Origin of the sequence: Rhizobium sp. WYCCWR 11152 (genome assembly GCF_013087615.1) — a bacterium.
GTDB classification, from domain to species: domain Bacteria; phylum Pseudomonadota; class Alphaproteobacteria; order Rhizobiales; family Rhizobiaceae; genus Rhizobium; species Rhizobium indicum.
In genome coordinates this window covers 51,367-74,520 of sequence record NZ_JABFCP010000002.1, presented here as the reverse complement: position 1 = coordinate 74,520, position 23,154 = coordinate 51,367, and the positions used below count along the sequence as shown (strand labels likewise).

The 23,154-nt window shown below is 58.5% G+C and carries 28 protein-coding genes and 5 pseudogenes; 21 read left to right on the top strand and 12 right to left on the bottom strand.

Features of this window, described 5'->3' with window-relative positions; translation table 11 throughout:
• Nucleotides 1–28: 28 nt before the first annotated feature.
• Complete coding sequence (locus G9X67_RS00565; protein ID WP_138331626.1) at nt 29–424, bottom strand: DUF1236 domain-containing protein; 396 nt, start codon at nt 422–424, stop codon at nt 29–31.
• Nucleotides 425–597: 173 nt separating this feature from the next.
• On the bottom strand, nt 598–825 hold the full coding sequence (locus G9X67_RS00560) for a BON domain-containing protein (RefSeq protein ID WP_171597749.1): 228 nt from the start codon (nt 823–825) through the stop codon (nt 598–600).
• A gap of 425 nt (nt 826–1,250) precedes the next feature.
• Here G9X67_RS00560 and G9X67_RS00555 point away from each other — a divergent pair.
• A pseudogene (locus tag G9X67_RS00555) lies at nt 1,251–1,517 on the top strand (transposase domain-containing protein); the annotation flags it as partial.
• Nucleotides 1,518–1,543: 26 nt separating this feature from the next.
• Here the strand turns inward: G9X67_RS00555 and G9X67_RS00550 are convergent.
• Both G9X67_RS00550 and G9X67_RS00545 read right to left on the bottom strand, forming a co-directional pair.
• Nucleotides 1,544–1,909 carry an antibiotic biosynthesis monooxygenase gene (locus G9X67_RS00550; RefSeq protein ID WP_171597748.1) on the bottom strand — a complete coding sequence of 122 codons (366 nt, stop codon included), beginning with the start codon at nt 1,907–1,909 and terminating at the stop codon, nt 1,544–1,546.
• Between the two features lie 300 nt (nt 1,910–2,209).
• A complete protein-coding gene (locus G9X67_RS00545) occupies nt 2,210–2,587 on the bottom strand; it encodes a response regulator (RefSeq protein WP_171597747.1) in 378 nt (125 codons plus the stop codon).
• Between the two features lie 472 nt (nt 2,588–3,059).
• Here G9X67_RS00545 and G9X67_RS00540 point away from each other — a divergent pair, with 472 nt between their 5' ends.
• Nucleotides 3,060–4,295 (top strand): glycosyltransferase family A protein, encoded by a 1,236-nt coding sequence (locus G9X67_RS00540; RefSeq protein WP_246705333.1) that lies wholly within the window; start codon nt 3,060–3,062, stop codon nt 4,293–4,295.
• Here G9X67_RS00540 and G9X67_RS00535 read toward each other — a convergent pair.
• The 3 genes from G9X67_RS00535 to G9X67_RS00525 all read right to left on the bottom strand — a co-directional run bounded on the left by G9X67_RS00535 (nt 4,255) and on the right by G9X67_RS00525 (nt 5,365).
• Complete coding sequence (locus G9X67_RS00535) at nt 4,255–4,542, bottom strand: DUF1236 domain-containing protein (protein WP_138391032.1); 288 nt, start codon at nt 4,540–4,542, stop codon at nt 4,255–4,257. The two genes, G9X67_RS00540 and G9X67_RS00535, sit on opposite strands and share 41 nt — an antisense overlap.
• Nucleotides 4,543–4,676: 134 nt before the next feature.
• Nucleotides 4,677–4,988 (bottom strand): hypothetical protein, encoded by a 312-nt coding sequence (locus tag G9X67_RS00530; RefSeq protein ID WP_246705332.1) that lies wholly within the window; start codon nt 4,986–4,988, stop codon nt 4,677–4,679.
• Nucleotides 4,985–5,365 carry a response regulator gene (locus tag G9X67_RS00525; RefSeq protein WP_138391030.1) on the bottom strand — a complete coding sequence of 127 codons (381 nt, stop codon included), beginning with the start codon at nt 5,363–5,365 and terminating at the stop codon, nt 4,985–4,987. The genes G9X67_RS00530 and G9X67_RS00525 overlap by 4 nt, the downstream gene beginning before the upstream one ends.
• Before the next feature lie 202 nt (nt 5,366–5,567).
• Between G9X67_RS00525 and G9X67_RS00520 the strand changes: the two genes are divergently transcribed.
• Complete coding sequence (locus G9X67_RS00520; RefSeq protein ID WP_171597746.1) at nt 5,568–5,954, top strand: response regulator; 387 nt, start codon at nt 5,568–5,570, stop codon at nt 5,952–5,954.
• Nucleotides 5,955–6,282: 328 nt separating this feature from the next.
• On the opposite strand, the gene G9X67_RS00515 is transcribed toward G9X67_RS00520, so the two are convergent.
• Both G9X67_RS00515 and G9X67_RS00510 read right to left on the bottom strand, forming a co-directional pair.
• The gene (locus G9X67_RS00515; protein ID WP_171597745.1) at nt 6,283–6,582 is read right to left on the bottom strand and encodes a hypothetical protein; all 300 of its coding nucleotides are present in this window, start codon (nt 6,580–6,582) and stop codon (nt 6,283–6,285) included.
• A 13-nt stretch (nt 6,583–6,595) separates the two neighbouring features.
• Complete coding sequence (locus G9X67_RS00510) at nt 6,596–6,910, bottom strand: hypothetical protein (RefSeq protein ID WP_171597744.1); 315 nt, start codon at nt 6,908–6,910, stop codon at nt 6,596–6,598.
• Between the two features lie 242 nt (nt 6,911–7,152).
• Here G9X67_RS00510 and G9X67_RS00505 point away from each other — a divergent pair.
• From G9X67_RS00505 to G9X67_RS00470, 11 genes and pseudogenes are all read left to right on the top strand, one after another.
• A pseudogene (locus G9X67_RS00505) lies at nt 7,153–7,254 on the top strand (molecular chaperone Hsp20); the annotation flags it as partial.
• 63 nt (nt 7,255–7,317) lie between these two features.
• Nucleotides 7,318–7,419, top strand: a pseudogene (locus G9X67_RS35360) (DUF982 domain-containing protein); the annotation flags it as partial.
• A gap of 375 nt (nt 7,420–7,794) precedes the next feature.
• Nucleotides 7,795–8,793 carry an ABC transporter substrate-binding protein gene (locus tag G9X67_RS00500; RefSeq protein ID WP_138391025.1) on the top strand — a complete coding sequence of 333 codons (999 nt, stop codon included), beginning with the start codon at nt 7,795–7,797 and terminating at the stop codon, nt 8,791–8,793.
• Entirely contained in the window at nt 8,777–10,582 is a 1,806-nt protein-coding gene (locus G9X67_RS00495; protein ID WP_246705331.1) for an adenylate/guanylate cyclase domain-containing protein, read from the top strand. The genes G9X67_RS00500 and G9X67_RS00495 overlap by 17 nt, the downstream gene beginning before the upstream one ends.
• Before the next feature lie 150 nt (nt 10,583–10,732).
• Nucleotides 10,733–10,836: pseudogene (locus G9X67_RS34805) on the top strand (alpha/beta hydrolase); the annotation flags it as partial.
• 109 nt (nt 10,837–10,945) lie between these two features.
• A complete protein-coding gene (locus tag G9X67_RS00490; protein WP_246705330.1) occupies nt 10,946–11,617 on the top strand; it encodes an adenylate/guanylate cyclase domain-containing protein in 672 nt (223 codons plus the stop codon).
• A complete protein-coding gene (locus G9X67_RS34800; RefSeq protein ID WP_348649080.1) occupies nt 11,544–12,017 on the top strand; it encodes an AAA family ATPase in 474 nt (157 codons plus the stop codon). The genes G9X67_RS00490 and G9X67_RS34800 overlap by 74 nt, the downstream gene beginning before the upstream one ends.
• Nucleotides 12,018–12,482: 465 nt before the next feature.
• On the top strand, nt 12,483–12,950 hold the full coding sequence (locus G9X67_RS34795; protein WP_171597743.1) for a TlpA family protein disulfide reductase: 468 nt from the start codon (nt 12,483–12,485) through the stop codon (nt 12,948–12,950).
• A 3-nt stretch (nt 12,951–12,953) separates the two neighbouring features.
• A complete protein-coding gene (locus G9X67_RS00480) occupies nt 12,954–13,445 on the top strand; it encodes a DM13 domain-containing protein (protein ID WP_171597742.1) in 492 nt (163 codons plus the stop codon).
• Between the two features lie 216 nt (nt 13,446–13,661).
• Nucleotides 13,662–14,708 carry an MFS transporter gene (locus G9X67_RS00475; RefSeq protein WP_348649079.1) on the top strand — a complete coding sequence of 349 codons (1,047 nt, stop codon included), beginning with the start codon at nt 13,662–13,664 and terminating at the stop codon, nt 14,706–14,708.
• Between the two features lie 500 nt (nt 14,709–15,208).
• Nucleotides 15,209–15,703 carry a MarR family transcriptional regulator gene (locus tag G9X67_RS00470; protein ID WP_210258746.1) on the top strand — a complete coding sequence of 165 codons (495 nt, stop codon included), beginning with the start codon at nt 15,209–15,211 and terminating at the stop codon, nt 15,701–15,703.
• 68 nt (nt 15,704–15,771) lie between these two features.
• On the opposite strand, the gene G9X67_RS00465 is transcribed toward G9X67_RS00470, so the two are convergent.
• From G9X67_RS00465 to G9X67_RS00455, 3 genes and pseudogenes are all read right to left on the bottom strand, one after another.
• The gene (locus G9X67_RS00465) at nt 15,772–15,918 is read right to left on the bottom strand and encodes a hypothetical protein (RefSeq protein ID WP_171597741.1); all 147 of its coding nucleotides are present in this window, start codon (nt 15,916–15,918) and stop codon (nt 15,772–15,774) included.
• Nucleotides 15,919–15,995: 77 nt separating this feature from the next.
• The gene (gene msrA, locus G9X67_RS00460) at nt 15,996–16,529 is read right to left on the bottom strand and encodes a peptide-methionine (S)-S-oxide reductase MsrA (RefSeq protein WP_171597740.1); all 534 of its coding nucleotides are present in this window, start codon (nt 16,527–16,529) and stop codon (nt 15,996–15,998) included.
• 32 nt (nt 16,530–16,561) lie between these two features.
• Nucleotides 16,562–17,780 (bottom strand): annotated as a pseudogene (locus G9X67_RS00455) (alpha/beta fold hydrolase); the annotation flags it as partial.
• A gap of 239 nt (nt 17,781–18,019) precedes the next feature.
• Between G9X67_RS00455 and G9X67_RS00450 the strand changes: the two are divergent.
• From G9X67_RS00450 to G9X67_RS00420, 7 genes are all read left to right on the top strand, one after another.
• Nucleotides 18,020–18,895 (top strand): LysR family transcriptional regulator, encoded by an 876-nt coding sequence (locus tag G9X67_RS00450; protein ID WP_171597739.1) that lies wholly within the window; start codon nt 18,020–18,022, stop codon nt 18,893–18,895.
• Nucleotides 18,896–19,153: 258 nt separating this feature from the next.
• Nucleotides 19,154–19,597, top strand: coding sequence for a peptide-methionine (R)-S-oxide reductase MsrB (gene msrB, locus G9X67_RS00445; RefSeq protein ID WP_171597738.1), 444 nt, complete (start codon nt 19,154–19,156; stop codon nt 19,595–19,597).
• Between the two features lies 1 nt (nt 19,598).
• Nucleotides 19,599–20,138: a peptide-methionine (S)-S-oxide reductase MsrA gene (msrA, locus tag G9X67_RS00440; protein WP_171597737.1), complete on the top strand. Its 540-nt coding sequence runs from the start codon at nt 19,599–19,601 to the stop codon at nt 20,136–20,138.
• A 139-nt stretch (nt 20,139–20,277) separates the two neighbouring features.
• A complete protein-coding gene (locus G9X67_RS00435; protein ID WP_171597736.1) occupies nt 20,278–21,246 on the top strand; it encodes a magnesium and cobalt transport protein CorA in 969 nt (322 codons plus the stop codon).
• Nucleotides 21,247–21,340: 94 nt separating this feature from the next.
• Entirely contained in the window at nt 21,341–21,913 is a 573-nt protein-coding gene (locus tag G9X67_RS00430) for a hypothetical protein (RefSeq protein ID WP_171597735.1), read from the top strand.
• A 90-nt stretch (nt 21,914–22,003) separates the two neighbouring features.
• Nucleotides 22,004–22,453 carry a hypothetical protein gene (locus tag G9X67_RS00425; protein ID WP_171597734.1) on the top strand — a complete coding sequence of 150 codons (450 nt, stop codon included), beginning with the start codon at nt 22,004–22,006 and terminating at the stop codon, nt 22,451–22,453.
• Between the two features lie 144 nt (nt 22,454–22,597).
• The gene (locus G9X67_RS00420; protein ID WP_138391013.1) at nt 22,598–23,086 is read left to right on the top strand and encodes a DUF417 family protein; all 489 of its coding nucleotides are present in this window, start codon (nt 22,598–22,600) and stop codon (nt 23,084–23,086) included.
• Nucleotides 23,087–23,154: the final 68 nt, after the last annotated feature.

Genomic DNA, 23,154 nt, shown 5'->3' with positions numbered 1-23,154 from the left:
TGGAAGGGGCGGCTGAGCCGCCCGACGGTCACTGGATGACCTGGATGACCTTCCGGGAGGAAGGTTCGACGATCACACGCTGATCGTTGACGATCGCATATGCATACGTGGGGTCATCGGGAATTGGCGTGATGACCACGGTCTCCGGCAACGGCTGTCCGACGACGACCTTCTCCTTCACCACGACGCGCGTGGTCGGTGCCGGAGCCTGCTGAACATAGGTCACCACCTTCTGCGGCGGCGGATCGATGATGCTACCTGCCACGCCGCCGACGATGCCGCCGACAGCAGCACCGACCGGGCCGCCGACAATCGCACCCGTTGCAGCACCACCTGCAGCGCCCGTCACCGTGGACGACTGCGCAAAGGCAGAAGTCGATGCCAGCAGGATACCCGCGGCGATCCCTACGACTTTGATATTCATCTGTTTTCCTCCTTGAATGCGGTTGGTTCCGCTGGGGGAGACAACCGAAAGATGGAGGAAGTGTTCCAGACGTAGGACTTCATGCCGGGGCTTAGACAGACCTTGGTCCTACCGGAGGATTCGCCTGCCTACTGCGTGGGAAAGCGGCTCAGCATCCGGTCCTGGACGTTCTCCTAGCCGACGATCATCGCGGCAAGCGAGATGGCTTTGTCGCGGTCCACAGCCTTGGTTATAAAGCCTTCGAGCAGGACGACGGGGCCGAGCATCCTGATCTCGATGGCACTGCTGTCGATATCCGGATCGGCGGAAAGGGCTGCTTCGATTGTGGCGATCGTTGATGCCGAACTATGTCCTTGCGAGCCGCGCTCTTCGTAATTGTAGTTATCGGGGCCGAACTTCATATTCTCCTCCTGTCCGCCCCTCCACGGATCTTCACGTTACCTCGCATGAGATATGAGCAGCTGTCCTGACATCACCAGCCGGACTTAAGTCCGCCTTTCCCTCGGCACGATTCGGCATAGACTTTCCTGATCCTTGCAAGGACGTCAGGCTTGTGATCCTTGCAAGGACATCAGGGAGGTTCAAGCATGTTGCCCAACTCCAGTCAGAACCTCCCTGATGACTCCCCAACGCCGCTATAAATGTGGAATGCTTTACGTTTGTAGGACACGGATAGAAATGCGAACGGTCGGCGACCTCGAATCCTTGGCGATCAGCCCGTGTGCCTTCCGGTGCCGTAGCTACGCTACCTCCGCTAGGCGCCCTGGCGCCATCTGATTGCTGCTTCCCTTCGATTGCGGGCGCCAGCTTGAACAGTATTTCGGTCGGTCGTATCGAGATCGACAACAATAGTGTCGAGAGAACTATCCGGCCGATAGCGCTCAATCGGAAGAACGCTCTCTTCGCCGGGCACGACGCGGGAGCAGAGAATTGGGCGACCATCGCCTCGCTCATCGAGACGTGCAAGCTCAATGCCGTCGATCCACAAGCCTACCTGACCAGCACGCTCACCGCTATCGTAAACGGCCATAAGCAAAACCGGATTGTGGATCTCCTGCCGTGGAATTCCCCTCTCAGGATGATACGTGCGTAAAGGCTCCTGTCGGCGCGAAGCGGACGTTAGCTGGCGTTGCTACCTGCGTCAGCCGCAGTCACCGGTTCTCGGTCAAAACCGTAGGCTCGCTGCACTACGGCAACACGAATTTCGTATCTTGAGTACCAATCTTGGCGACCTCGTCGTTGTGCTTCAACATGATCAACGACGGCTTTCCATGCGCGGATGCTCTGTTCATCCTTCCAGAATGATAGCAGTATTCCGAAACCATCTGCACTGCGAACGCTTTCAAAACCAAGGTAACCTGGTTGTTGACTTGCAAGTTCGCTCATTGCGTAGCCAATCTCGCCGTAACCGTCCTCCACATCTGTTCGCTGCGAGGTGAAGCTGACCATGTAGTATGGTGGTTCAGGTAGAACAGAAACTCGCATTTGGACTCCTGCCTGGTCGATAACATGACCTAAGAATGCAGTCTGTCCCAATCTCGTATAGCTCGCTAGTCCGTAAATGGCGCGAAGCACCGTCCCGTCATGGCGGCAACCATCGAAACTACCTAAAGCATCTTGGTCAAGGTGCGGCCGCGGCACCGCTTACGGAGTTCCCGAGGGTAGCCTTCGTTGAAAAATTCGAGCACAGCCGCTTCATACGCTTGCGGAGTGGGCAGGTGCATCTCCTGACCGGCATAGGAATAGTGTCGGCAGCATTGGGTTCGGGGAGGAAGCCTCAAGCGTTCAGGAGAAGGTGGGGCCGCTCGCGAGGCGATGCGTTCTTGCGTTCTTGGCTGCCATGGACAACGCGTCCACTATTCTTTCGGGGCTCGCCCGTTTGGTGACGACAGCTCGGCCCTCCGGGCTTTCGATAAGGCCGGGGTTCACTGTGAAATACACCACACCAAGTCCGAACCGGGAAAAGAGGGCGCGGGCAATGGACGGCCCGGTGAGTCCATCCCCAAGCCGGACGTCGATGATGGCGATGTCTGCTTCGGAGCCGACCTCCAGAGCCTCTGACATGTTCCCCGCGATGCCAATGATTTCGAATCCGGCGTCGATCGCGACGTCCTCGATCACTAGAGCGATTCCCGGTTCGTCTTCAACGATGAGCAGACGCATGTTTCGTCTCCAGGGCGGCTACAAAATCGGCGCGGCACTCTCTGGCGCCGCCAATCGAAAACATTCCCCGCTACAAGCCGTTCCACGTGTAGGACTTCAGTCTCAAGCATACCCAACTAAGGTCCGAGATCCCGATGCCTCACCGAGGTCGGGCGCCGGCCCCTGTGCGCGACCCGCGTGAAAGAAGTGTCGAGGACCAGATCTTGACGCCTGGCCTGGAACTCCAGGGTTCGCCAACGTGCGGCTGACATATCTACCCTCTTCTACGAAAGTAGAGGGTCTACGTCAGACCAAAGTCCGTTTGCGCCCGCGGAACAAAGCTAGAGTGTAGGCTTGTTGACGGCGTTCCAACAATGTCGGCGGCTGGGATTTGCCCGCCCCGAATTGAATGTACGAAAACGGCAGAAATCAAAAACCAGTCCCTTCACCTGTACGAAAGTATCTTTCTGGATGACGTGGCGAGAGATCTGCAATGCTTTCAAATAAAGATGAGGATCGACCAGACACATTTCATTCCGATCAGCCTCTGGTCTCGGTAGTCATCCCGGCCTTCAATGCTTCCACTTACATTGAGCGCACGCTTCGGTCCGCTATGCGACAGACCTACGCCGCCCTGGAGATTGTCGTTGTCAACGACGGTTCCACCGACGACACGGCAAAACTCGTCGAGCAGATCGCGACGTCAGACTCACGGATCCGCCTCCTGTCCACCCCCAACCGCGGTGTCGCCGCCGCAAGGAATTTTGGGATCGAGGCATCATCAGGTCGATTCGTGGCATTCCTTGATGCGGACGATCTCTGGCACCCAACGAAAATCGAAAAGCAGGTGAACGCTCTCGAGCGGTTGCCCTCGCACTGGGCTGCGGTCTATACGCTGCATTACATCATCAATGACGACGACGAGATCTTTCGCCCTGGCAGTTCCGATGTTGCAAGAGGATATATCTATGCCCGGCATCTGAATGTTAAGTATATAGGGAATGGAAGCGCGCTTCTCGTCCGGCGTGACGTCGCGCTTGCGATAGGTGGGTTTGATAGCTCATATGCAGCAGCCGGCATTGGAGGCTGCGAAGACCTCGATTTCGAGCTCAAGCTAGCCGCACGCTACTTCATCGAGGTCGTTCCCGAACGGCTGGTGGGATATCGAAAGCATCCAGGCAGCATGTCTTCCGATCATCTGCGAATGGGTAAAAGTGCTTTGGAAGTCGTCCGGCGTTCCCTGGCCACAAATCCGCAAGTCCCCCGATACGCGATCGCAAGTGCAATCGACGCCACGCAGAAATATGCGTTTTGGGAATTCCGACAAGCTCGGAGAACGTATCTGTCACTCGTGACCATTGGGGTGATTTTCCGAAGCGACCCGTGTTTCGTGGTTCGGCTTGTACTCGAGAAGGGTCTGCGCGGAATACAACACTGTCTTCGTCTCGGGACGACCACAGCAAACCGTGAAGATCAGCCGCGAATGAAGAGGTTGAAATTCGACGATCATATTGCTCCTTCGCGTCTCGAATGCCCAAAGGAGACCCCGCGATTACGACGTCATCTGATGCGGCTGGCTGCGGTGGATGCCAAGCTTTATTCAGCCCTCGCTCCCGAGCGAACGGCACCTGATGCGGACGGAGGAGAGGAATCGCGGGCCTTGGAAGCAGGCCCGCGATACTTTCAATTTATTGGACGACCTCAATCACCGTGCGGGTCTTCGGATTGACGAGCACACGTTTTTTGTTGACGACTACATAACCGTAATCAGGTTGATCGGGGATCGTGTGGACCTCGACCGTGTCAGGAAGCGCCGTACCGACTGCGACGTCACCTTCAAAGGTGACGGATGGCGTTTCCTGTTTTAGTACATAGGTCTTGACCTCGCCGGGAACGACGACCGTCGTCGTCTGCGCGACCGCCGCTCCTCCGAGTGACAGAAACAGCGCTACCGCAGAGATGACCAGTGTTTTCATGTTGTTATCCTCCCAGGATTTTGAGTGTCCGGATAAACGCCACCGATAAGATATAGTTCCTCCGCTACATGGAATGCCTGCGGCCATGCCTGAATAGGCGAGGTTAGCGTTCTCCCTCGTGCTCCGCGAGCTCATCACGAACGCGACAAATGGATTCGCTTCGGCGCGTCCTCAATCTGTTCGAGGATGTGGATCAGCCCCAAAACCACACTCTCGTTCAGGCGCGCCAGAATGCTGCAGACGCAGCGTCCAACCCAGCGGAGATTCGTGAGCTGCCGATCCGTCCTGGTCGGCATCGATCCGCATGAACGAGACCACCAGTCGGCCGGCATGGCACCGGGAACGTCCTCGGCCACAATGATCGAAATGATTTCCCCGATCGTGTCGAGGCCGCTGAGGGTCGACCGGCCTTCGCGTTCCAGCGTCCAGAGATAACGTGTCGTCATGCCCCGGACTTACGCAGGCGGTCGGACCCGTACAAGGCCGTCTCGACGGCTTCCACAAGCTGTTCAGGCGAGGCCGGCTTCATCAGGAGATGACCTTCTGCGAACGCGGGTTCCAGCTCGGAAACGGATTCCGTCTCGCCCGAATAGACAATGAACGGAATGTCGCAATAGACGAGATGCCGCGCCACGGCAGTGCAGACGCCGTCCGAGAGGCGAGGGTCGACGATTGCGGCGGACGGCGAGTTTTCCTTCAGCCAGGAAACGGCGTCCGAACCCGTCGAGAGCGTTACGAAGCAGCGCTGGCCACAACCCTCCAGAACCGTTTCGATATCGAGCGCGATGAACGGTTCGTCTTCAAGGATGAGAATCGTAGGCATATTTCTCCTTCTGGGGCAGCGCAACAGTATCGAAAACGACCGTGCCTGTCACTTCCGACTGAAGTCCGAAGATCCGTTCGGAGTGGCCGTCAATCAAATCTTCGTGGGTATCCACTACTTTATTAGCATTTTCTTATCTATCCGCCGTTGACTTTCGTTGTCGCTGAATCATGTCCGTTACAGAGGTAGGAGAGGCGGCTCCATGCAGAAAGCAGTCCTGGTAGTGGACGATGAAGCGCTCATTCGCTTCGTCGCTGTCGACGTCCTCGAAGACGACGGCTACGTGGTCTATGAGGCGGGCTCCGTCCTCGAAGCGGTTGGCATCCTGTCGAGCCGGGAGATCGATGTCGTCTTCACCGACGTGGACATGCCCGGTGGCCTGACGGGCGTAGACCTGGCGAAGCTCGTGGCAGGCGTCTATCCGGAGATCGGCATTCTTATAACCTCGGGCAGATACCACGTCGGCGCAGACGTCCTGCCAGCGGGCGCGCGATTTCTCCCTAAGCCGTATGACCTCGGACTCCTTTCGTCACACGTCCGCGAGCTGATGCCGCGCGGGTCGTCGTATCGTGCCGGCAGCTCAAGGTAAAAACAGACGCAACATTTTGGAATCTTGTGCGTTTCCAATTCTTTGACAGAGGAGAAAAGTCATGACCAAACGCGAACTGATCGAAACGAGAACGGACAAGCGCTTCGTGCGCCGCGACAAGCAGGGGCAGTTCAAGGAATCGACGGATGTCGGCCGGTGACCGAAGCGAAGCGGGGCGAAGGCGACCGGCGCGACCATCATGCCAAGCAATGACGAAGCATGATTTCGATCGGCCCGTCCTTCCTCGAACTTCCGCCCGCGGAGCGGCAGGCCGTCCTCGAGCGGATTCGCTCAGTTCGCGGAAAAGTCGATCTGGATTGGAACAGACCTAATGCAGCACTGCAAGCTTCGCCTGCCTCTCCAGAAGACCCTCGACGGTACCAACAAGCCTCGCGGCCCGCCGCAAGATGACCGCGCCGGTTGCGCTCACAGCGATGTCGTTGGACATCCTTTCCATACAGCCTGCCACCTCCATCATTGCCGTGCCGAGTTCGCTGCGGCTGATGCGGTCCGCCAGCCGTGCAAGGCGGCGGATGTTCTCCACATAGCGCGAAATCACCAAGAGCCGCTGTGGCACGGGATCGTGGGTAGTGGTGACACTCCGAGGTTGGGGTTGCCGGACTTTCATGTTCGGCCTCCGCTTATCCAAGTAAAACCGGACGGCGCGAGGGCTGCGTCTGCGAGCCCTCGTCTAGCTTCTTCAGTGCGTCGACAATGTCCCTGTATCGAACTGGATGAGGGACGCCCGGCGGATGGCGCAGTTCCGGCAAAGATTCGACCGCGTGAAGGTCAGAAGCCCACGAAGCGAGAATTGCTCGTTTCTCGTCTTTCGAAAGCCGCGCGGAGACGACCTCCTCTGGGTGGTCGAAGTGTCGGTGCAGGTGAAGAATGTGCGACGCGGATATCGCGTCGACGGCGTTGTGAGGATTGGTGTGGTCAGAGCCTTTAGTTTTCATCTTGCGTCTCCTAAAAACTTCCAGCTAACGGAGCGAAAATCTCCAGGTGGAAAAGAGATTGTTTCAACGAAACAGCATTCAAGAGGTTCGAAGCGCGACGCTCAATTTTTTTGATGCGCTTCTTGAATCAAAAAACGCTCGAGACCAGATCATTTTGCGTCGGTCGCCCGATGGGGCCGACAGCAACCCGGAGACGCCAGATTCCGCGTCTCCATTCCATCTCGCTTTACGGAGGATTTGGTATGAGAAACGACTTCGACTTCGCACCGATTTATCGGTCCAGCATCGGCTTCCACCGTGTCTTCAATCTCTTGACCAACGCGCAGCAGCGCCTGCAGGCCATCGAATATCGAAAGTAGGGCTGCCGATCAATGCGCATCATCCCAGGATACATCTCTCTTTAGCTCGTGGCGGCCTGTCTCGAAGCGGGCATGCCATCCGTCCTGGCCCCGTGGAAGAGAAAGCCGACCACGCATCCGCCTCGGCCGGCACGTCTCGTTGCCAATTAATGCAGAAGCAATGACCTCGCCTCGGACGAGGCGAGGTTTGGCATCAGTGCGCTTTTCCCCGATAATCGGCTGAGCGTACGCCATGATGGAACTTCGAGCTGTCAGCCGGCATTTCGACCGGTCTCCCTTACCCAAATTGTCGGCAGGCGGCCGCATCGCCTTTTCTTCTTATCGCAATGAGAATCAACAGATCTTACGGAATGCCAACTAGGCTGCCCGCGCTACCAATCCGCGCCAATATCAACTATACTTTCATCCACTGAATATCTTGGCTTGTTTGTCGGTCGCTCCTTGAGGAGAAGGGGCGCATCGAAATGTGAGTTTGCAGCAATTAGCCGACCCGTTCTGTGCCGTGGGTCAGCGAGGGGTGGTCGGATGAAACCGAAACGACGTCCCTTCCTCAAGCTTGCCGTCGCGCTGACGCTGAGCTTTCCTGCCATCGCCGCCGCGCAGCAGACGTCGGCTGAGACGCCACGAATCGGCCTTCTCGCCTGGTGGCCGTGCGCTATGCCGTATGTGAGCGAAACCAGTGAGTTCGGAATGTTCATGCAAGGGCTTCACGACCTGGGCTACACGCTGCACGAACTTAGCTTCGAGTGCCGGAGCGCGAGTAAGCAAGACAGTCGGCTTGCGGCCGCGGCGAGGGACCTGGTGCAGCTCCCCGTGGATGTGATCGTGACATCGTCTCAGCCGGCGGCGCATGCCGCCCAAGCAGCGACCGATGCGATTCCAATCGTGACCATCATCAGCGGTGACCCAGTTGCGGCAGGCTTGGCGAGAAGCCTCGCAAAACCTGGGGGCAATCTCACGGGCGTCACTTATTACGCCACCGAACTAGCCGCCAAACGGCTGCAGCTTTTGATGGAGGCCATACCGGGGCTTGTCAATGTCGGCGTGCTGGCAAACCCGGTGGTGTCATATCTCCCTTTCGAAACGGACACCAAGCAAGCTGCCCGCCACCTCGGAGTGGCTTTGAGCCTCCAGCAAGTCAGCGAGCCGGGCGAACTCGATGCTGCCTTCTCGCGCATGAAGGCCGATGGCGCTCAGGCTGCGCTGGTGCTTCCCGACATCATGTTGGCCGACCAGTCGTCACGAATCGCCGCCTTGGCGATCGAGCATCACATGCCGATCATGGCTTGGGGCTTGTGGTACGTCGCAGACGGCTGCCTGATGGCCTATTCGGCGGACTATGGTGTAATGCAACATCGGCTCGCCTATTATGTCGATCGCATTTTGAAAGGAACCAAGCCAGGGGAGTTGCCGATCGAGCAGCCGACGAAGTTCGACTTGTCGGTCAATCTGAAGACGGCAAATGCACTCGGGATCGAGCTGCCGCAGACGGTTTTGCTGATGGCTGATGAAGTCATCGAGTGAGGATGGTGTGCGGCGTTCGGTCCAGCTTCAAGCCGCCCCGATGCGCCGATCGCTGTTCCGGAAGTACTTCCTCGCCTTCTTCGCTGCGGTCATTGTTCCGCTGGCTGTTAGCGGCATCGGCGACGCCTGGTTCGGCTATCGCGACCAGCGTGCAATGCTCAGCACTCTATTGCGGGTGGAGGCCACATCGGCGGCCGGCAAAATTCAGAGCTTTCTCGACGGAATCAAGGATCAACTGGGTTGGACGGTCCAGCAAGCCTGGACCGCTGATGCCGAGGGACAGCATCGGCTCGATGCACTGCGGGTGATGCGCCAAGCCCCGGCGATCGTCAGCATCACCCTTGTTGACGATGTCGGTGTCGAACGGCTGCATGTCTCCCGTATCGACTTGAACAGGATGGAAGGCGGATCGGATCGCTCTGGCGATCCTGCCGTCGTGGGAGTTCGCTCGAACGGCACATGGTTTGGGCCAGTCACTTTTCGCGACGGCTCCGAACCGTTCATGACCATGGCCATGGCCGGAAACCGTAAGGCAAGTGGCATCGTCGTCGCCGAAATCAACCTGAAGCTTGTCTGGACGGTTGTTTCGGAAATTCGAGTCGGTAGTCGTGGCCGGGCGTTTGTTCTCGATCGGACCGGCCGGCTCATCGCCCACCCCGACATCAGTAAGGTGTTGCAGGGCACGGACGAGAAGACAGCGGCGGCCCTCACCAGATTGCGGGACGAGATCGCCGCCGCCGGGGGAGAGGCGACCACGGCCCGCAACGCCGAGAACGAACCGGTTGTGACCGCCATGGCGGCGATCCCCAATCTCGGTTGGACCGTGTTCGTGGAGCAGGCGCAGGCCGAGGCTTTCGCACCGCTGGATGCGTCATTGTGGCGAACGGGTGGCCTGCTGCTCGCCGCCGCCATCTTCGCATCGGCGCTTGCCTACTGGCTTGCTAGGCGGATGACCGAGCCAATCCGCCTGCTGGAGGAAGGCACCGAAAAAATCGGTGCTGGACAGTTCGAGCACCGGATCGACATCGTCACAGGAGACGAATTCGAACGGCTGGCGGACCGGTTCAATGAAATGGCGCAAGAACTCGCCGTATCGCGGGATCGTTCAGAGCGAATTGCACGGCTGAAGCGTTTTCTCGCACCTCAGGTCGCGGAACTCGTCGAAAAGTCCGGCGACGAGAGTGTGCTCGCCGGACAGCGCGCGGAAGTCGTCGCTGTATTCTGCGATTTACGTGGCTTTACCGCTTTTTCGGCGCACGCCGAACCCGAGGAGATCATGCAGGTCTTGCGCGAGTACTATGAGGCGCTCGGCGCGATCATTACACACTACGAGGCCACGCTGACCAACTTCGCGGCAGACGGTTTGATGGTGCTCGTCAACGCCCCGGTACCGTGCGCAGACCCGGCGCTTCGTGCTGTTGAGATGGCGATCGACATGCAGGATGCCATCCAGCGCCTAATCGCCGAATGGCGTCTGCGCGGTCATGCGATTGGCTTCGGCATAGGACTGGCGATGGGATGGGCGACAGTCGGCCGAATTGGTTACGAAGCCCGTGTTGACTACACCGCGATCGGACATGTCGTGAACCTGGCATCGCGACTCTGTTCGTCCGCCGCCGATCAGCAAATCCTCGTCGATCACGCTGTAGCGCAATCCGTGCGTGGAGAAATTTTATTGGTCGCTCTCGGCCCGCGGCAGCTCAAAGGTTTCGACGAGCAAATACCTGCTTGGAAGGTCGGAACGAGAAGCGGAAGATCAAATGGCGGCACGAACCGATTGAGGGGTTGAACGGGTAGGTGGACCTCACGCAGTTGAGCAGCGATCAGCCTTCTGAAATCTTGCTCGGTTCGCCAACTCCACCTGTCGGGGAGCCAGCCTTCATCGACCGGCGCGTTTCTTGCTTGAAGCGGATTTCGCTCTTCCGGCGCGGTTATGCACATCGACATCGACGTGTTCCGTCGCCAGTTCACCGAGATGGGGCCGAAGCGCCGCACTTTGTGATCCTGACGTCGACACGCGACAAGGCGCTGGAGATGTCGAATCCTTCTTCTGCTCGGTCCCGACGATCACCGCAACGACGTACACTTCCATGGCGCTTGTGTGCTGTGCAACCACCGTTGTGGTATTCTGTCTCCCAGGGAGGTGGTTGTCATGCCGCACATCGCCTCATGGCTGGCTCGCCTAGGGTTGAACAAGTACACAGAGGCGTTCACTGCCAATGAAGTCGATTTTGATGCGCTTCGGCATCTCAGTGAAGAAGACCTGAGAGAGCTGGGGTTACCCCTCGGGCCGCGTCGCAGGGTTCTGGCTGCAATTGCCGCACTGGACACGATGCCGCGAGGGAGTTCCGTGTCCGCGCCAGCGCCTTCGCCAGTCGAAGCCGAGCGGCGGCAGTTGACCGTCGTGTTCATCGATCTTGTAGGTTCGACCGAGCTGTCACAGAGGCTCGATCCGGAGGAAATGCGCGACGTCCTGCGCGCCTATCAAAGTGCGGTGTCGACGGAGATTGCACAGTACGACGGTTACGTTGCCAAGCTCATGGGTGATGGCGTGCTCGCCTATTTCGGTTGGCCAAGGGCGCATGAAGACGATGCTGAGCGGGCGGTGCGGGCGGGTATGGCGGCAGCGGCAGCGACTGCCAGCCTGACGTCCCCATTGGGCAAATCGCTGGCAGACCGGATAGGTATCGCCACCGGTCTCGTCGTTGGTTGGCGACCTCATTGGCGAAGGATCAGCGCAGGAAGAGGCCGTGGTCGGCGACACGCCGAACCCCGCGGCTCGCTTGCAGGCCTTTGCCGAGCCAAGCACCGTCGTGATCGCTGACAGCACGCAGCGGCTGGTTGCAGGGTTGTTCGAGATGATCGACCTCGGTTTTCAGCAGCTCAAGGGCTTCGCCGCCCCTGTTCCCGCCTGGCGCATCACCGGCGAGGCTGATGCCGAGGGACGCTTCGATGCGCTGCACGCCATCGCGACGCCGCTGGTGGGGCGATCCGAGGAACTCGAGCTTCTGCTTCAACGCTGGGAGCAGGCTCGCACAGGAAAAGGCCAGGCGGTGATGCTGTCGGGGGAGCCTGGGATTGGCAAGTCCCGCCTGACGGCCGCGTTGGAAGAGCGACTGAGCACCGAGCCGCATGCACGGTTGCGCTACTTCTGTTCCCCCTACCACGTGAAATACCGGAGGCTCTATCAGTATGGAAATGTGTTGGACCACTTTAGGTCGTGATTGTTGTGTGGTGACTATAGCGTCAGGCTAGCATGATTTCCCAATACCTTGTGGCTATAGTTTTGATAGCTTCGCATCAGCATTACAGCGGCATCCCTGTCGGCGAATTTCAAGCGGACGCCGGCGCTTGTCAACGGTAGTGTAAGATCGGGGGCAGGGCGATATCGCCCCTACCAACGCTACTGCCGAGAGGTCGACATGCCTATGCAAACTGAGGTTACTACGATCGGACTGAACGGCGGTAAGGTATGGAAACTATGTCGCGCCGCTATTGGAAATGCTACGCGCATACCTTCATAGTCTAACACGCGAAGCCTTTAGATCCTGAGTATAGTTCGGAAGAAATGTCGATCTGATCGATCAAGGCTTCAGGATACAGGGCGCAAACAAGGTCGGAAGTTCGCCTGCCATCGCGACGCTCGACCATACATACAGCGCGCGTCTGCGTCGGGGTTGGAGGATAAGATGAGCGTGACCGAACAACGAGCGCCTGAACTGCGGGTGCAGAAATGGATTGGCGAGGATGGAGGAAGCATCGCGCCGCTCAAATTGTCGGATGTCGGGATCGGCCCGAAGATCTTGTTCGCCTTCCAGCACTGGTGCCGTGGCTGCCATTTGGATGGGTTTCCGACTTTGCGAAGGTTGCATGATGCATTGAGCTCCAAGGGCGTGGGGTTTGCTGTGATCCAGACCGTCTTCGAGGGAGCGCATGAGAACACCTTCGAGAAATTGCGCGTCAACCAGCTCAAGTATGAGCTTCCTGTCGCTTTCGGTCATGACGAGCCACCGGCCAGCGCGACGCTTCCCACCTTCATGGAAGACTACCGCACCCGGGGAACGCCCTGGTTCACGGTTATCGACGCTGGCGGCCGCATCGTTTTCTCGGACTTCCATCTCGACGCGGACCAACTCGTGAAGGAACTGATAGCGTAACCAATGGGGCGTTGGCTCATCCTGATTACCACCCATCTCGTGATGCTCGCTATAGGCTTTGCAGGAGGCATCTATACGCTGCCGGTCCTCACAGCGCCGCGGGGGCCGGACACAGCAGCGCTTCAGATGATCGCGACTGAAACGCTCTACGTAGGGGCCCTAGTTCGCAATCTCAAAGGCAGCGACCTACTTCATTGGGGCGAAGGCGAAGTCCGGGTCTCGCGCAATCGGATCGCACACCTTGGGCGTCTCGCCCCTGGACCGGACTACAAGCTCTACCTTGCCCCACGTTTCGTCGATACGAAGGAGGCCTTTCTCCTAGTCAAGGACAAATCGGTCCGCGTGGGCGACGTGAAGACTTTCAACGGCTTCATCGTGGAGATGCCCGCCGGCATCGATGTTCGCGACTACAATACGGTCGTCATCTGGTGCGAAGCATTCGACCAGTTCATCAGTGGGGCAGAATATCAACCCTCACGTCAGGATCGAAAATGAGACAGGCGATGGATATCGTAAAGTCGGCGGGTGGACGCGGCCTCGTTCTAGCGCCGGTGGCGGCGTTGCTGTTGAGCGTCGCCGCTCTGCTACTGGGCAATGGTTTGCTGGGTACGCTCTTGATCGTGAGAGCCGGCCAGGAGGGCTTCTCGAGCGGCGCGATCAGCGCGATGATGTCCTTCTACTTTCGCGGGTTTCACGATCGGCGCGCTGGCGTTGCCGCGGATCATCGTTTCTGTAGGGCACGTCAGAACCTTCGCCGGCTTTGCGGCTATCGCTTCGATGACCGCCCTTCTCCATGTGGCCTTCATTGGGCCTATTGCTTGGATGCCGCTTCGCCTCGTTACCGGCTTCGCCTACGCGGGCATGATCCTCGCAACGGAGAGCTGGCTCAACGCCCATGCATTGCAAACCACGCGCGGGCAGCTCCTGTCGATCTTCGGAGTTGTCTCGAAGGGCTCATGGGCAATCGGGCAGGCGTTACTCAACATCGCACCGCCTGCCGATGTGACATTGTTCCTCATCGTGTCGCTGTTGATATCGGCAGCGGTGGTTCCGATCACCTTGCTACCCAGTCATCCGCCGGGCCAGGTGGCACAGGAACGGGTCGCGTTCAGGGACCTCGTCCTCGCATCACCTCTCGCTGCGGCTGGCGTTTTCTTGGCCGGCCTGGCTATTGGTGGTTTCTGGGGCATGGGCCCGAACTTCGCCCAGAGGATCGGACTCGATGTGGGCGGCATATTCGCTTTCATGGCTGCGGTTGTTGGTGGCACACTTGCATTGCAATGGCCACTCGGCTGGCTTTCGGATCGGGTGCCCCAGAACCGTGTCATTGCCGGCGCGGCCCTAGCGGCCGCAGTGGCCGCCGTCGGCGTAGCATTGGCGGCGGAAGCGCCTTTGCCCGTGCTCCTCGCAGCGGGTGCGCTCTTCGGCGGATTTGGCATCCCGATCTATTCGTTGTCACTCGCCGTCGCGAACGACGATCTTCCGGCCGGTCGGCTACTCGGGACCGCACGCGGGCTTCTTCTGCTTAACGGGGTCGGGACAGCCGCTGGACCCCTTATAGGGGGAGTTGCGATGAATATCGTCGGCCCAGGCGGCTTATTCCTCTATGCGGCCGGGTTGCTCACTACCCTGGCGGTGCTGACCATCGCACGCAGGCAGCCAAGGCGCCCAATCGAGGCCAAGGCCACCCGTTGTCCGAGCACGCCGATGATAACAGGATCTCTCGATGCGATGATACGAACGCAGGAGGACGCGTAGGACGCATCAGATCTTGGACGCGGCCCTGGACGAGATACCAAGGCCTACCGAAATCGAAAGCAGCGATCGTTGCAATCCCCAGCTTCGTGGAACACGGACTTTTCCTCAATGAGATTGATGCAATCGTAATCGCGTCCGGTGACGCGGTGGAAGTGCGACACCGTAGGGCAAGCTTAAGGCCTCGCTGATCTACACCTGCGCGACTTGATGGCGGCTCTGACGCGAGATGATTCTCAAGCGCGACCTACGGCGATTCAGAGCAGAGAGGCCTACTCTATAGCCGCAAGGTATCGATTCGTTCCCCGCCTTGATGGGCCGGACCCTTTTTTTTGGTGGGCCAGATAACTCGAAAACCCTCAAACCCCTTTGAAACAGAGCTTTCTTAATCCGCGCGTTGATGAAGAGGACCAGAGTATGACTTGCTGTCTATGCTCCGCGCACATATAGCTGTGGCAATGGATGGACCTCGAGATCGAAATATTTTCGGTGCGTTCGCACTCATGATCAGCGACGACATCGTTCGCGCTAGTTCATCGCTGGCGCCGGAAGCTGGACCTGCCGCCTCAGCGCTGGCGTTGCTCGCGCACAAGCCCGGGCTCTCGATCCGTATGCTTGCAGTCGGGGTGGGCCTTTCACATGCAGGGACCGTTCGCCTGGTGGATCGATTGGCGACTGAGGGGTTGATCGAGCGTAGGGAGCATTCGACCGACGGGCGCACGCGATCCCTCTATCTTACTCCAGCCGGGAAGGTCGCGAGCGACGAGGTCCTGGCTTCGCGCGATCAAGTGATTGCCGAAGGGCTATCGATCCTTAATCCGGACGAACTGAAAATCTTATGCGACATCGCTGAACGCGTTTTGCGCGATCGCTTGGAAAACCTCGAGCATTCATACCGCATCTGCCGCCTGTGCTGCTACGAGGGCTGCACGAACTGCCCCATCGATGCCGAATTACATGAGCGAGGTGTAGACCGCGAGAAGAACGACGACGCGTAGGACGCGTGTAATTAGGGCAGATCAATGCTGAGCGATAAAATCAGCAGCCAGAAAGCCCACAACCGTGATCAGGCCGATGAACTGCGGCGCCCACCGCCGAAATCATGCGGCGCGTCATCCTCCTGAAAAAATGCGTCCACTATAATCGCTCCAGCCAAAAGTCCGCTGCCCGACATCAGGCCCCAAAGGCCAACAATCATGAACTCAGGCATCATAGCAGGAGTCCGGCCTGCAGCGTCGCGTGGCGCTTGCTACCCCATCCCTCACGAACCAAGAGGCGGCTACGACTTGCTCATCGACCTGATCGTTCCAGACGCCAGGTCGGGCGCGCGAAATGGCAGCTATAGCCCCCAGGATAGCGCACCAGGTATTTTTGGTGCTCCGGCTCCGCCTCCCAAAACGGTTCTTCCGGATTGATTTCCGACACGATCTGGCTAGGCCAGCGACCTGATGCTTCGATCTCTGCGATGGTCGTCAGGGCGACTTCCTTCTGCACCTCGGTGGTATAGAAAATTGCCGATCTATAGCTCGGACCGACATCGCTGCCCTGTTGCTCGTAGGTCGTGGGGTCGTGGACCTGGAAAAAGAGCTCCAAGAGAGAGCGATAGCTAAGCACGGAGGGGTCGAAAGTCACTTCCACCGCTTCTGCATGGCTGTAATGTCTCTCATAGGTCGGATCAAGCATCTCTCCGCCTATGTAACCGACACGCGTCGATACGACTCCCTTCGCTCGGCGCAGCAAATCCTCCATGCGCCAGAAGCAGCCGCCTGCGAGAATCGCTCGCTCTGTAGCGGCCGCATCATTACCGGCAGCTGATTGGCTCATAGCTCGTTCGCCTTTCTCTATGTGGGTCAAGGTCAAGCCAGCCTCGTGGGATCAGCAGCCTGACTGGTGATAGAAAGCTCGGTCTGCACGTCCGAACCCCGGATAAGAGTTAAATCTACGGGACATCGATCAGCTATCGCGAGAATCCGAGCGCGCTGATCATCACTCAGCGGGCCATCGAGGACGATGGTCCGGGAGAATCGATCGGGTGGCATCATGTCCGGCACCTTCTCGTGCTGCACGGTCGTGCTCGCCCGTTCAAGCGGAAAGCCCTTGCGGTCGGCGTAGAGGCGCATCGTCATCACCGTGCAGGCTGCGAGGCCGGCAGATACCAGTTCGTAAGGAGATAGTCCGATTCCGAGACCACCAACCGATGCTGGCTCATCGGCGAACAGAGTGTGCTCGCCGCTGCGAACCTTGAGCTGGAACCTCCCCTCAAGAGTTTCGGTGGCGACAACGCCCTCGGCAGCCTCGACCTGCGGTAGATCCGCCGTGAGCGGTGGAAGAAAGCGGCTTGCCCATACCGCCACCATTGCCGAGGCGTAGTTCGCATCTGCAACGTTGGTGAGAAGGTGATCCGCCGTGTCGAGCGAGATGAAGCTTTTAGGATGCCTGGACGCGACGAAGATGCGCGACGCGTGGTCGATGCCGACCACCTGATCTAGCGGAGAATGCATGACCAGCACCGGACGTCGCAGAGAGGCAATGGACTTCTCGATGTCGATTCCCGCAACCGCCTCTAGGAAGCTGCGACGAATGAAGAAGGGTCTGCCGGCGATCTCCACCGAGGCCTCGCCCTCGCTCGCGATGGTGTCTAGATCGTCCGGTCCGAAGAAGCGCAAGATGTGCTGAAGGTCGGCCGGCGCACCGATCGTCGCCACCGCGGCAATGTCAGGCAACTCGGCAGCGGCTACGATCGTCAGCGGCGCCACCCAGGCTGTGCCCGACAAGGAGGGAGGGTAACATACCCGCCGCCGCCATCGCCTTTGCGGCTGCACGAAGGTCCTCGACGTCCGACGCGAAGCTCACAGCTTCCCCCGACCCACCGCTGATCCCGGTTCCGGCGAAATCGAACCTCAAGACCCCGATGCCCGCACGCGACAGCGCGCGCGAGATGTAAACGGCGGCGCGACTGTCTTTTCCGCAGGTGAAGCAGTGGGCGAAGATCGCCCAGCCCCGCGGCGTCCCTTCCGGCGGTTCGAGATGCCCGGAAAGCTGAGAGCCAGCCCCGCTAGCGAATGTGAATGTTTTTCTGCCATGTCCATCGAACCTCCAGCAAGCGGCTTGGCGGTTGCCCTCCCAGAGCCTTCGATGGAGCTGAGCGGGGCGAACCGACACATTAATCGTCATCCCAGGGTATCATTTATATGCGCGGCGCATATAGACAATCCCTTCGACGATGATTATATGCGTGAAGCATACATCCGTCACCTGCTTTCCGAAGCTGGTCTCACGAGCAAGCATCACTCAGGCACATGGGCCGGAAGCTAATGGAACTCAATCAGATCAGCTATTTCATCAACTTGGCCGATACGCTGAACTTTACAGCCGCGGCTCGCTTGAGTGGTGTGTCTCAACCAAGCCTGACCCGTGCCATCCGCCGCTTGGAGGAGGAACTTGGCGGGCCACTGATCCATCGCGATGGGAAGAACAGCCGCCTTACTGGCCTTGGCCAGGACGTCGAGGCAGAATTTCAGCGCATGATGGTCGCGATGAAGAGCGTGCGCAATCACTCTGAGAACTGGGCGATGGGGAGGCACCGCGTGCTGGATGTCGCCGTCGCGCCCTCCGTCGGACCAAAGCAATTCACGGCGTTTTTCGAGAGTGCGTTGGCGGAGATGCCGTCCATCGAGATCAAGCTGCACTCGCTCCGTTCGAACGAGGACACATCGGAAGTGCTGTCAGGAAAATACCACGCGTGCATCCTGCCGCGTGAAACAAGACCGGAACGCAAGCTGGATGTGCGTCCTCTGTTTCGGGAGCGCTTCGTGCTCGGCTGTTCTGCAAACCATACCTTGGCAGCCAGTGAGATCGTTCGGGCCGAAGACTTGCTCGAATTTCCTTTCGTTGATCGCCTGAAATGCGAGTTTCGCGATCAGATTCTCGATCACTTCGCGCGACGGGACTTGCTCATGCAACCCCGCTTTCGATCAGATCGCGAGGACTGGGTGCAACGGGCCGTCGCCGACGGCCACGCCATATGCATTCTTCCTGAACGATCGGCCACGGCGCATGGACTCGTCACTCGGCCGATCGACGGATTCGTCTTGGAGCGCGAAGTCGTGATCGCGACTGTATCCGGTTCCACGGCGACGGTCGAGATACGCAAGATCGCGCAGCTGGCAGCCCTATACGAGTGGAACTGAAGCACGACGTGAAGAGCTTCGGCGCTATGGAAACTATACGCACAGCGTATTGGATAAATCTTGGGCGCACTGCGATAGTTCGCAATGACTGATAAGTTGGGTAGCAGTGCGTCTGGCGCCGAATGTCAGGATAAGTGAGAGCGTTCTATCCGAATGGACAATTCTCAACGGCGCCGTGGCCGGTCCAAATATAGATACGGCCACTGTAGCCGATGAAGAGATCAAATGTCCCCCTCGAGATGAGTATTGGAGACTATCATGAAGTTTGAAAAGTCACAGACAGCACTTGACCGCCTGACCCCCGAGCAACGCCGGATTACCCAGGAGTCGGGCACCGAAAGGCCCTTCACCGGCGAGTACAATGACAACAAGGAGCCTGGCATCTACGTCGACATCGTGTCGGGCGAGCCGCTGTTCGCTTCGACGGACAAGTTCTATTCGCGTACTGGCTGGCCCAGCTTCACCAAGCCGATCGTTCCGGCAAACGTCAACGAAGTGCGGGACAGCGCGCACGGCATGGTCCGGACGGAGGTCAGGTCGGTACACGCCGACAGCCATCTCGGCCACGTGTTCCCGGATGGTCCTTCCGACCGCGGCGGTCTGCGCTACTGCATCAACTCAGCGTCCCTTCGCTTCATCCCGCGCGACGAGATGGAAAGCGAGGGATACGGCGATTATCTCGATCAGGTAGAGGAGGCTTAACATGCATCAGCGCGCTGTTCTCGCAGGCGGATGTTTCTGGGGCATGCAGGACCTAATCCGCAAGCAGCCCGGCATCGTCTCAACTCGTGTGGGTTACACCGGCGGCGATGTTCCGAACGCCACTTATCGCAATCACGGCACGCATGCCGAGGGAATCGAGATCGTCTTCGACCCGGAGGTGACGAGCTATCGGAACATCCTGGAATACTTCTTTCAGATCCACGATCCGACGACGAAGAACCGCCAGGGCAATGATCGTGGGCTCTCCTACCGGTCGGGCATCTATTACGTCGACGAGGCGCAGAAGCGCGTCGCCGAAGAGACGATAGCCGATTTGGATGCCTCCGGTCTGTGGGATGGCAAAGTGGTCACCGAGGTCGAGCCGGTCAGCGATTTCTGGGAGGCCGAACCGGAGCACCAGGATTATCTTGAGAAGCGGCCGGGCGGGTATAGCTGCCATTTCCCGCGAGCCGGCTGGGTGCTTCCCAAGCGCCAACCTGCTGGCGACACGCAGCCGGCGGCCGGTGCCGCAGCGGAGTAGGTAAGGCGTCCGTACGTGCTATGCTGCTACGGTTCGCAACGCTCGTGACCGCATCGTTCACCGATGCGGTCACGAACCAGCCTTGATGAGCAAGGGCATCCCCAGTCCTCCGCCATCCCCGCACTAGGATCGTAGAAGCATGAGTGTCATCGCCGCCTACTATTACAACGAAGGCAAGCGAATTCGGGAAATCGCGATCGACGAGCGCGTCAATCTCGATAAGAGTCGCTCGGGCTTCTGCTGGATCGCGCTTCGCGAGCCCACCGCCGACGAACTTCACGCGCTGCAAGCGACGTATCATCTCCATCCGTTGGCAATCGATAACGCGATGCACCCGCTCTGCCCGCCCAAGCTCGAAGTCTACAACGGCGAGCTATACATCGTCGCTCAGACCGCCGAGCTGGTCGGCGACCGGATCAGCTATGGCAAGACGGCGATCTTCACCGGTCACAATCACCTTATCAGCGTACGACATGGCAACGCCGGAGCGCTAGGCAACCTTCGGGAGCAACTCGAGGCTTCGCCGGCGCTCTTCGGGCAGGGTGTCGACTACGTGCTGCACGCGATCTTGCACCGGCTCGTCGACCAGTATTTGCCCATCTTCGAAATGATCGAGGATGACGTTCTGGCGATGGAGAGACGGTCGTTAGACGACTTTCTCGGACGAAAAGAAGTCGCCCGCATCTTCGGACTAAGGTCCGAACTCACGCGCTTCCAGCGCACACTCGGGGCTATGGCCGAGCTGGTGCGAAAGCTCGTTCGCGGCCACTTTCCCTGCATCAGCGCCGAAGTGAGACCATACTTCAGCGACGTCGCGGACCATATCCAACGCGTGCAGTCCATGATCGATGGCCTCCTTCAGGTTCTGTCCACGGTCTTTGAGGCCAGCAGCCTTCTCGAAGCACAAAGGACGGGTGTGATCACCCGCCAGCTCGCGGCTTGGGCGGCAATACTGGCAGTTCCGACGGCGATCGCGGGAATATACGGCATGAACTTTACGAACATGCCGGAACTGAACACGACCTATGGATACTTCGTCGTGCTCGGTCTGATAGCGGTGTTCTGCCTTCTCCTGTTCGTGCGCTTCAAGAAGGCCAAGTGGCTATGAATACCGCACTTCGGTTTCTTCGCCGTCATCCGACGGGTCACGGCGCGCCTTATGCAGGAGCGTGTCCAATCCAACTCGAGATGAAGGTGCGTCTATGACATCCCATGTGACCGACGTTCTAGAAGCAGCCCAGTCGTTCATCGCCAAGGGCTATGACGGCGAGTACCGCGTCAAGGACGGCAATCTCGTCGATCTCGAACTAGGATCGACCCTAGATCCGTGCACCATTCGCGTCGACGCAGCGTTGCGCCTCGAAAGCGGAAATGATGCCGAAGACGCCTCTAACATCTACGCGATCACAGATCCGGCGACCGGGCATAAGGGCCTTTTGATCGACGCGTTCGACGTGTTCGACGAAATATGTCATCGCGACCTTTCTGAGAGGCTTGTAGCGCATCGTGAAACAGCGCCGGCAGGTGACCAAGATGTGCCGAGCAAGCACGGACTGCGCAAAGTCTACAAGAACGAGTTTGAGCATGATCCAGAGCGCTACGTTCTGCGGGAGGGCTTTCCAGACTTCCCACCATGCCCTTTCGGCGGAGCCTTCAGCATCCTCGGCTTCGATACCGCCGAGCAGTCATATGTCTGGCTCGTCACAAGCATCATCCGAGATTCTCGGCTGATGAGAATCCCCTACCAGGGAGAAGACGTCATCAGCGATGAATAGCGGTGTCGACGAGTTTGTGCGGTCATCACCCAACGCGGTCACGGACCAGCCTTTAGGACATTTGGATTACCGAAACACAACGAGGTTATGATGGATTGGAATAAAGACCACATTCGAGAAACTATGCTTTCGCTGGAGACCGCAGCCTTGCATAGCGCTCGCGACAATTATCTGGATTACGTCTCCACCGCTCGGGTCGATCGGAGCGAGCCGATCGAGAACGACGAACTGGCTCAGGCCGAGGTCGCTAGCGACTTCGCCGAGGCGCTTGATGACACTCTGGAAGACTACGGCGATAAACTCGAAAAGCTCAGGATGATCGACTTCGGCCCTAAAACTTCAGTCAAGGAAGGCGCTGTCGTCAAGCTGTCCGGCCGCTATTTTGTGATCGCAGTGTCAACGAGCAAGTTCACTTGTCGTGGGCGGGAGCTCATGGGCATTTCTACGATGGCGCCGATCTTCGAAGTGATCGAGGGTGCCCGAGCAGGGGAGACCGTGCAGTTCAACGGCCGGGACCTGACTGTGGAAGACGTTGCATAAGGGGTCGCTGACTTAGCCGTCGTAGATGCAGCGGCTAGCATGGCGAAACAGCAGTCAAAAGACATCTCCCGCGCTCAAGTGTATGATCGGCGCATATACCCACCCATGACATGCTACCAGACCACTACAATTGAGGAGTTTTAGATGAGCATTTTTGACCGCTACGAATTTCTTGTCCCCGAGCAGGATCGGAAGGAACTCGCTCTGCTCAGATGGGCTCTCGTGATCGTATTTCTGTGGTTCGGCGCGATGAAGTTCACAGCGTACGAGGCTGATGGTATCGCCCCGTTTATCGGAAACAGCCCTATTATGGGTTGGCTGGGTATTTTCGGGACGCAGGGGCAGAGCTATTTCATCGGCGTTATCGAGCTATCAACCGCTATTGTTCTGATCCTTGGTGCATTTCGTCCACTATTCTCGACGCTCGGCGCACTGATGTCAGCCGCGACGTACCTGATTACGCTGACCTTTTTCATCACCACCCCTGGTGTCGCGGAGCCGACTGCCGGCGGCTTTCCTGCGATTTCGGCTGCACCAGGGCAGTTTCTACTAAAGGACGCAGTTCTGCTGGCTGCGTCCCTCGTGCTGGTTCGCGCGTCGGTGCGTCTCAGAGGGGCGCGTGTGCCCTCGTGAAGGCGTATGTCGTTAGCCTTTTAATGCGACGTGCCAAGGCGGAAAACTGTTTAGTTCCATAAATTGGC

Bases quoted from the DNA above. Each gene is read 5' to 3' on its own strand.
- G9X67_RS00565 (WP_138331626.1), bottom strand. From the start codon at position 424: ATGAATATCAAAGTCGTAGGGATCGCCGCGGGTATCCTGCTGGCATCG.
- G9X67_RS00560 (WP_171597749.1), bottom strand. From the start codon at position 825: ATGAAGTTCGGCCCCGATAACTACAATTACGAAGAGCGCGGCTCGCAA.
- G9X67_RS00550 (WP_171597748.1), bottom strand. From the start codon at position 1,909: ATGCGAGTTTCTGTTCTACCTGAACCACCATACTACATGGTCAGCTTC.
- G9X67_RS00545 (WP_171597747.1), bottom strand. From the start codon at position 2,587: ATGCGTCTGCTCATCGTTGAAGACGAACCGGGAATCGCTCTAGTGATC.
- G9X67_RS00540 (WP_246705333.1), top strand. From the start codon at position 3,060: ATGCTTTCAAATAAAGATGAGGATCGACCAGACACATTTCATTCCGAT.
- G9X67_RS00535 (WP_138391032.1), bottom strand. From the start codon at position 4,542: ATGAAAACACTGGTCATCTCTGCGGTAGCGCTGTTTCTGTCACTCGGA.
- G9X67_RS00530 (WP_246705332.1), bottom strand. From the start codon at position 4,988: ATGACGACACGTTATCTCTGGACGCTGGAACGCGAAGGCCGGTCGACC.
- G9X67_RS00525 (WP_138391030.1), bottom strand. From the start codon at position 5,365: ATGCCTACGATTCTCATCCTTGAAGACGAACCGTTCATCGCGCTCGAT.
- G9X67_RS00520 (WP_171597746.1), top strand. From the start codon at position 5,568: ATGCAGAAAGCAGTCCTGGTAGTGGACGATGAAGCGCTCATTCGCTTC.
- G9X67_RS00515 (WP_171597745.1), bottom strand. From the start codon at position 6,582: ATGAAAGTCCGGCAACCCCAACCTCGGAGTGTCACCACTACCCACGAT.
- G9X67_RS00510 (WP_171597744.1), bottom strand. From the start codon at position 6,910: ATGAAAACTAAAGGCTCTGACCACACCAATCCTCACAACGCCGTCGAC.
- G9X67_RS00500 (WP_138391025.1), top strand. From the start codon at position 7,795: ATGAAACCGAAACGACGTCCCTTCCTCAAGCTTGCCGTCGCGCTGACG.
- G9X67_RS00495 (WP_246705331.1), top strand. From the start codon at position 8,777: ATGAAGTCATCGAGTGAGGATGGTGTGCGGCGTTCGGTCCAGCTTCAA.
- G9X67_RS00490 (WP_246705330.1), top strand. From the start codon at position 10,946: ATGCCGCACATCGCCTCATGGCTGGCTCGCCTAGGGTTGAACAAGTAC.
- G9X67_RS34795 (WP_171597743.1), top strand. From the start codon at position 12,483: ATGAGCGTGACCGAACAACGAGCGCCTGAACTGCGGGTGCAGAAATGG.
- G9X67_RS00480 (WP_171597742.1), top strand. From the start codon at position 12,954: ATGGGGCGTTGGCTCATCCTGATTACCACCCATCTCGTGATGCTCGCT.
- G9X67_RS00470 (WP_210258746.1), top strand. From the start codon at position 15,209: ATGATCAGCGACGACATCGTTCGCGCTAGTTCATCGCTGGCGCCGGAA.
- G9X67_RS00465 (WP_171597741.1), bottom strand. From the start codon at position 15,918: ATGATGCCTGAGTTCATGATTGTTGGCCTTTGGGGCCTGATGTCGGGC.
- msrA (WP_171597740.1), bottom strand. From the start codon at position 16,529: ATGAGCCAATCAGCTGCCGGTAATGATGCGGCCGCTACAGAGCGAGCG.
- G9X67_RS00450 (WP_171597739.1), top strand. From the start codon at position 18,020: ATGGAACTCAATCAGATCAGCTATTTCATCAACTTGGCCGATACGCTG.
- msrB (WP_171597738.1), top strand. From the start codon at position 19,154: ATGAAGTTTGAAAAGTCACAGACAGCACTTGACCGCCTGACCCCCGAG.
- msrA (WP_171597737.1), top strand. From the start codon at position 19,599: ATGCATCAGCGCGCTGTTCTCGCAGGCGGATGTTTCTGGGGCATGCAG.
- G9X67_RS00435 (WP_171597736.1), top strand. From the start codon at position 20,278: ATGAGTGTCATCGCCGCCTACTATTACAACGAAGGCAAGCGAATTCGG.
- G9X67_RS00430 (WP_171597735.1), top strand. From the start codon at position 21,341: ATGACATCCCATGTGACCGACGTTCTAGAAGCAGCCCAGTCGTTCATC.
- G9X67_RS00425 (WP_171597734.1), top strand. From the start codon at position 22,004: ATGGATTGGAATAAAGACCACATTCGAGAAACTATGCTTTCGCTGGAG.
- G9X67_RS00420 (WP_138391013.1), top strand. From the start codon at position 22,598: ATGAGCATTTTTGACCGCTACGAATTTCTTGTCCCCGAGCAGGATCGG.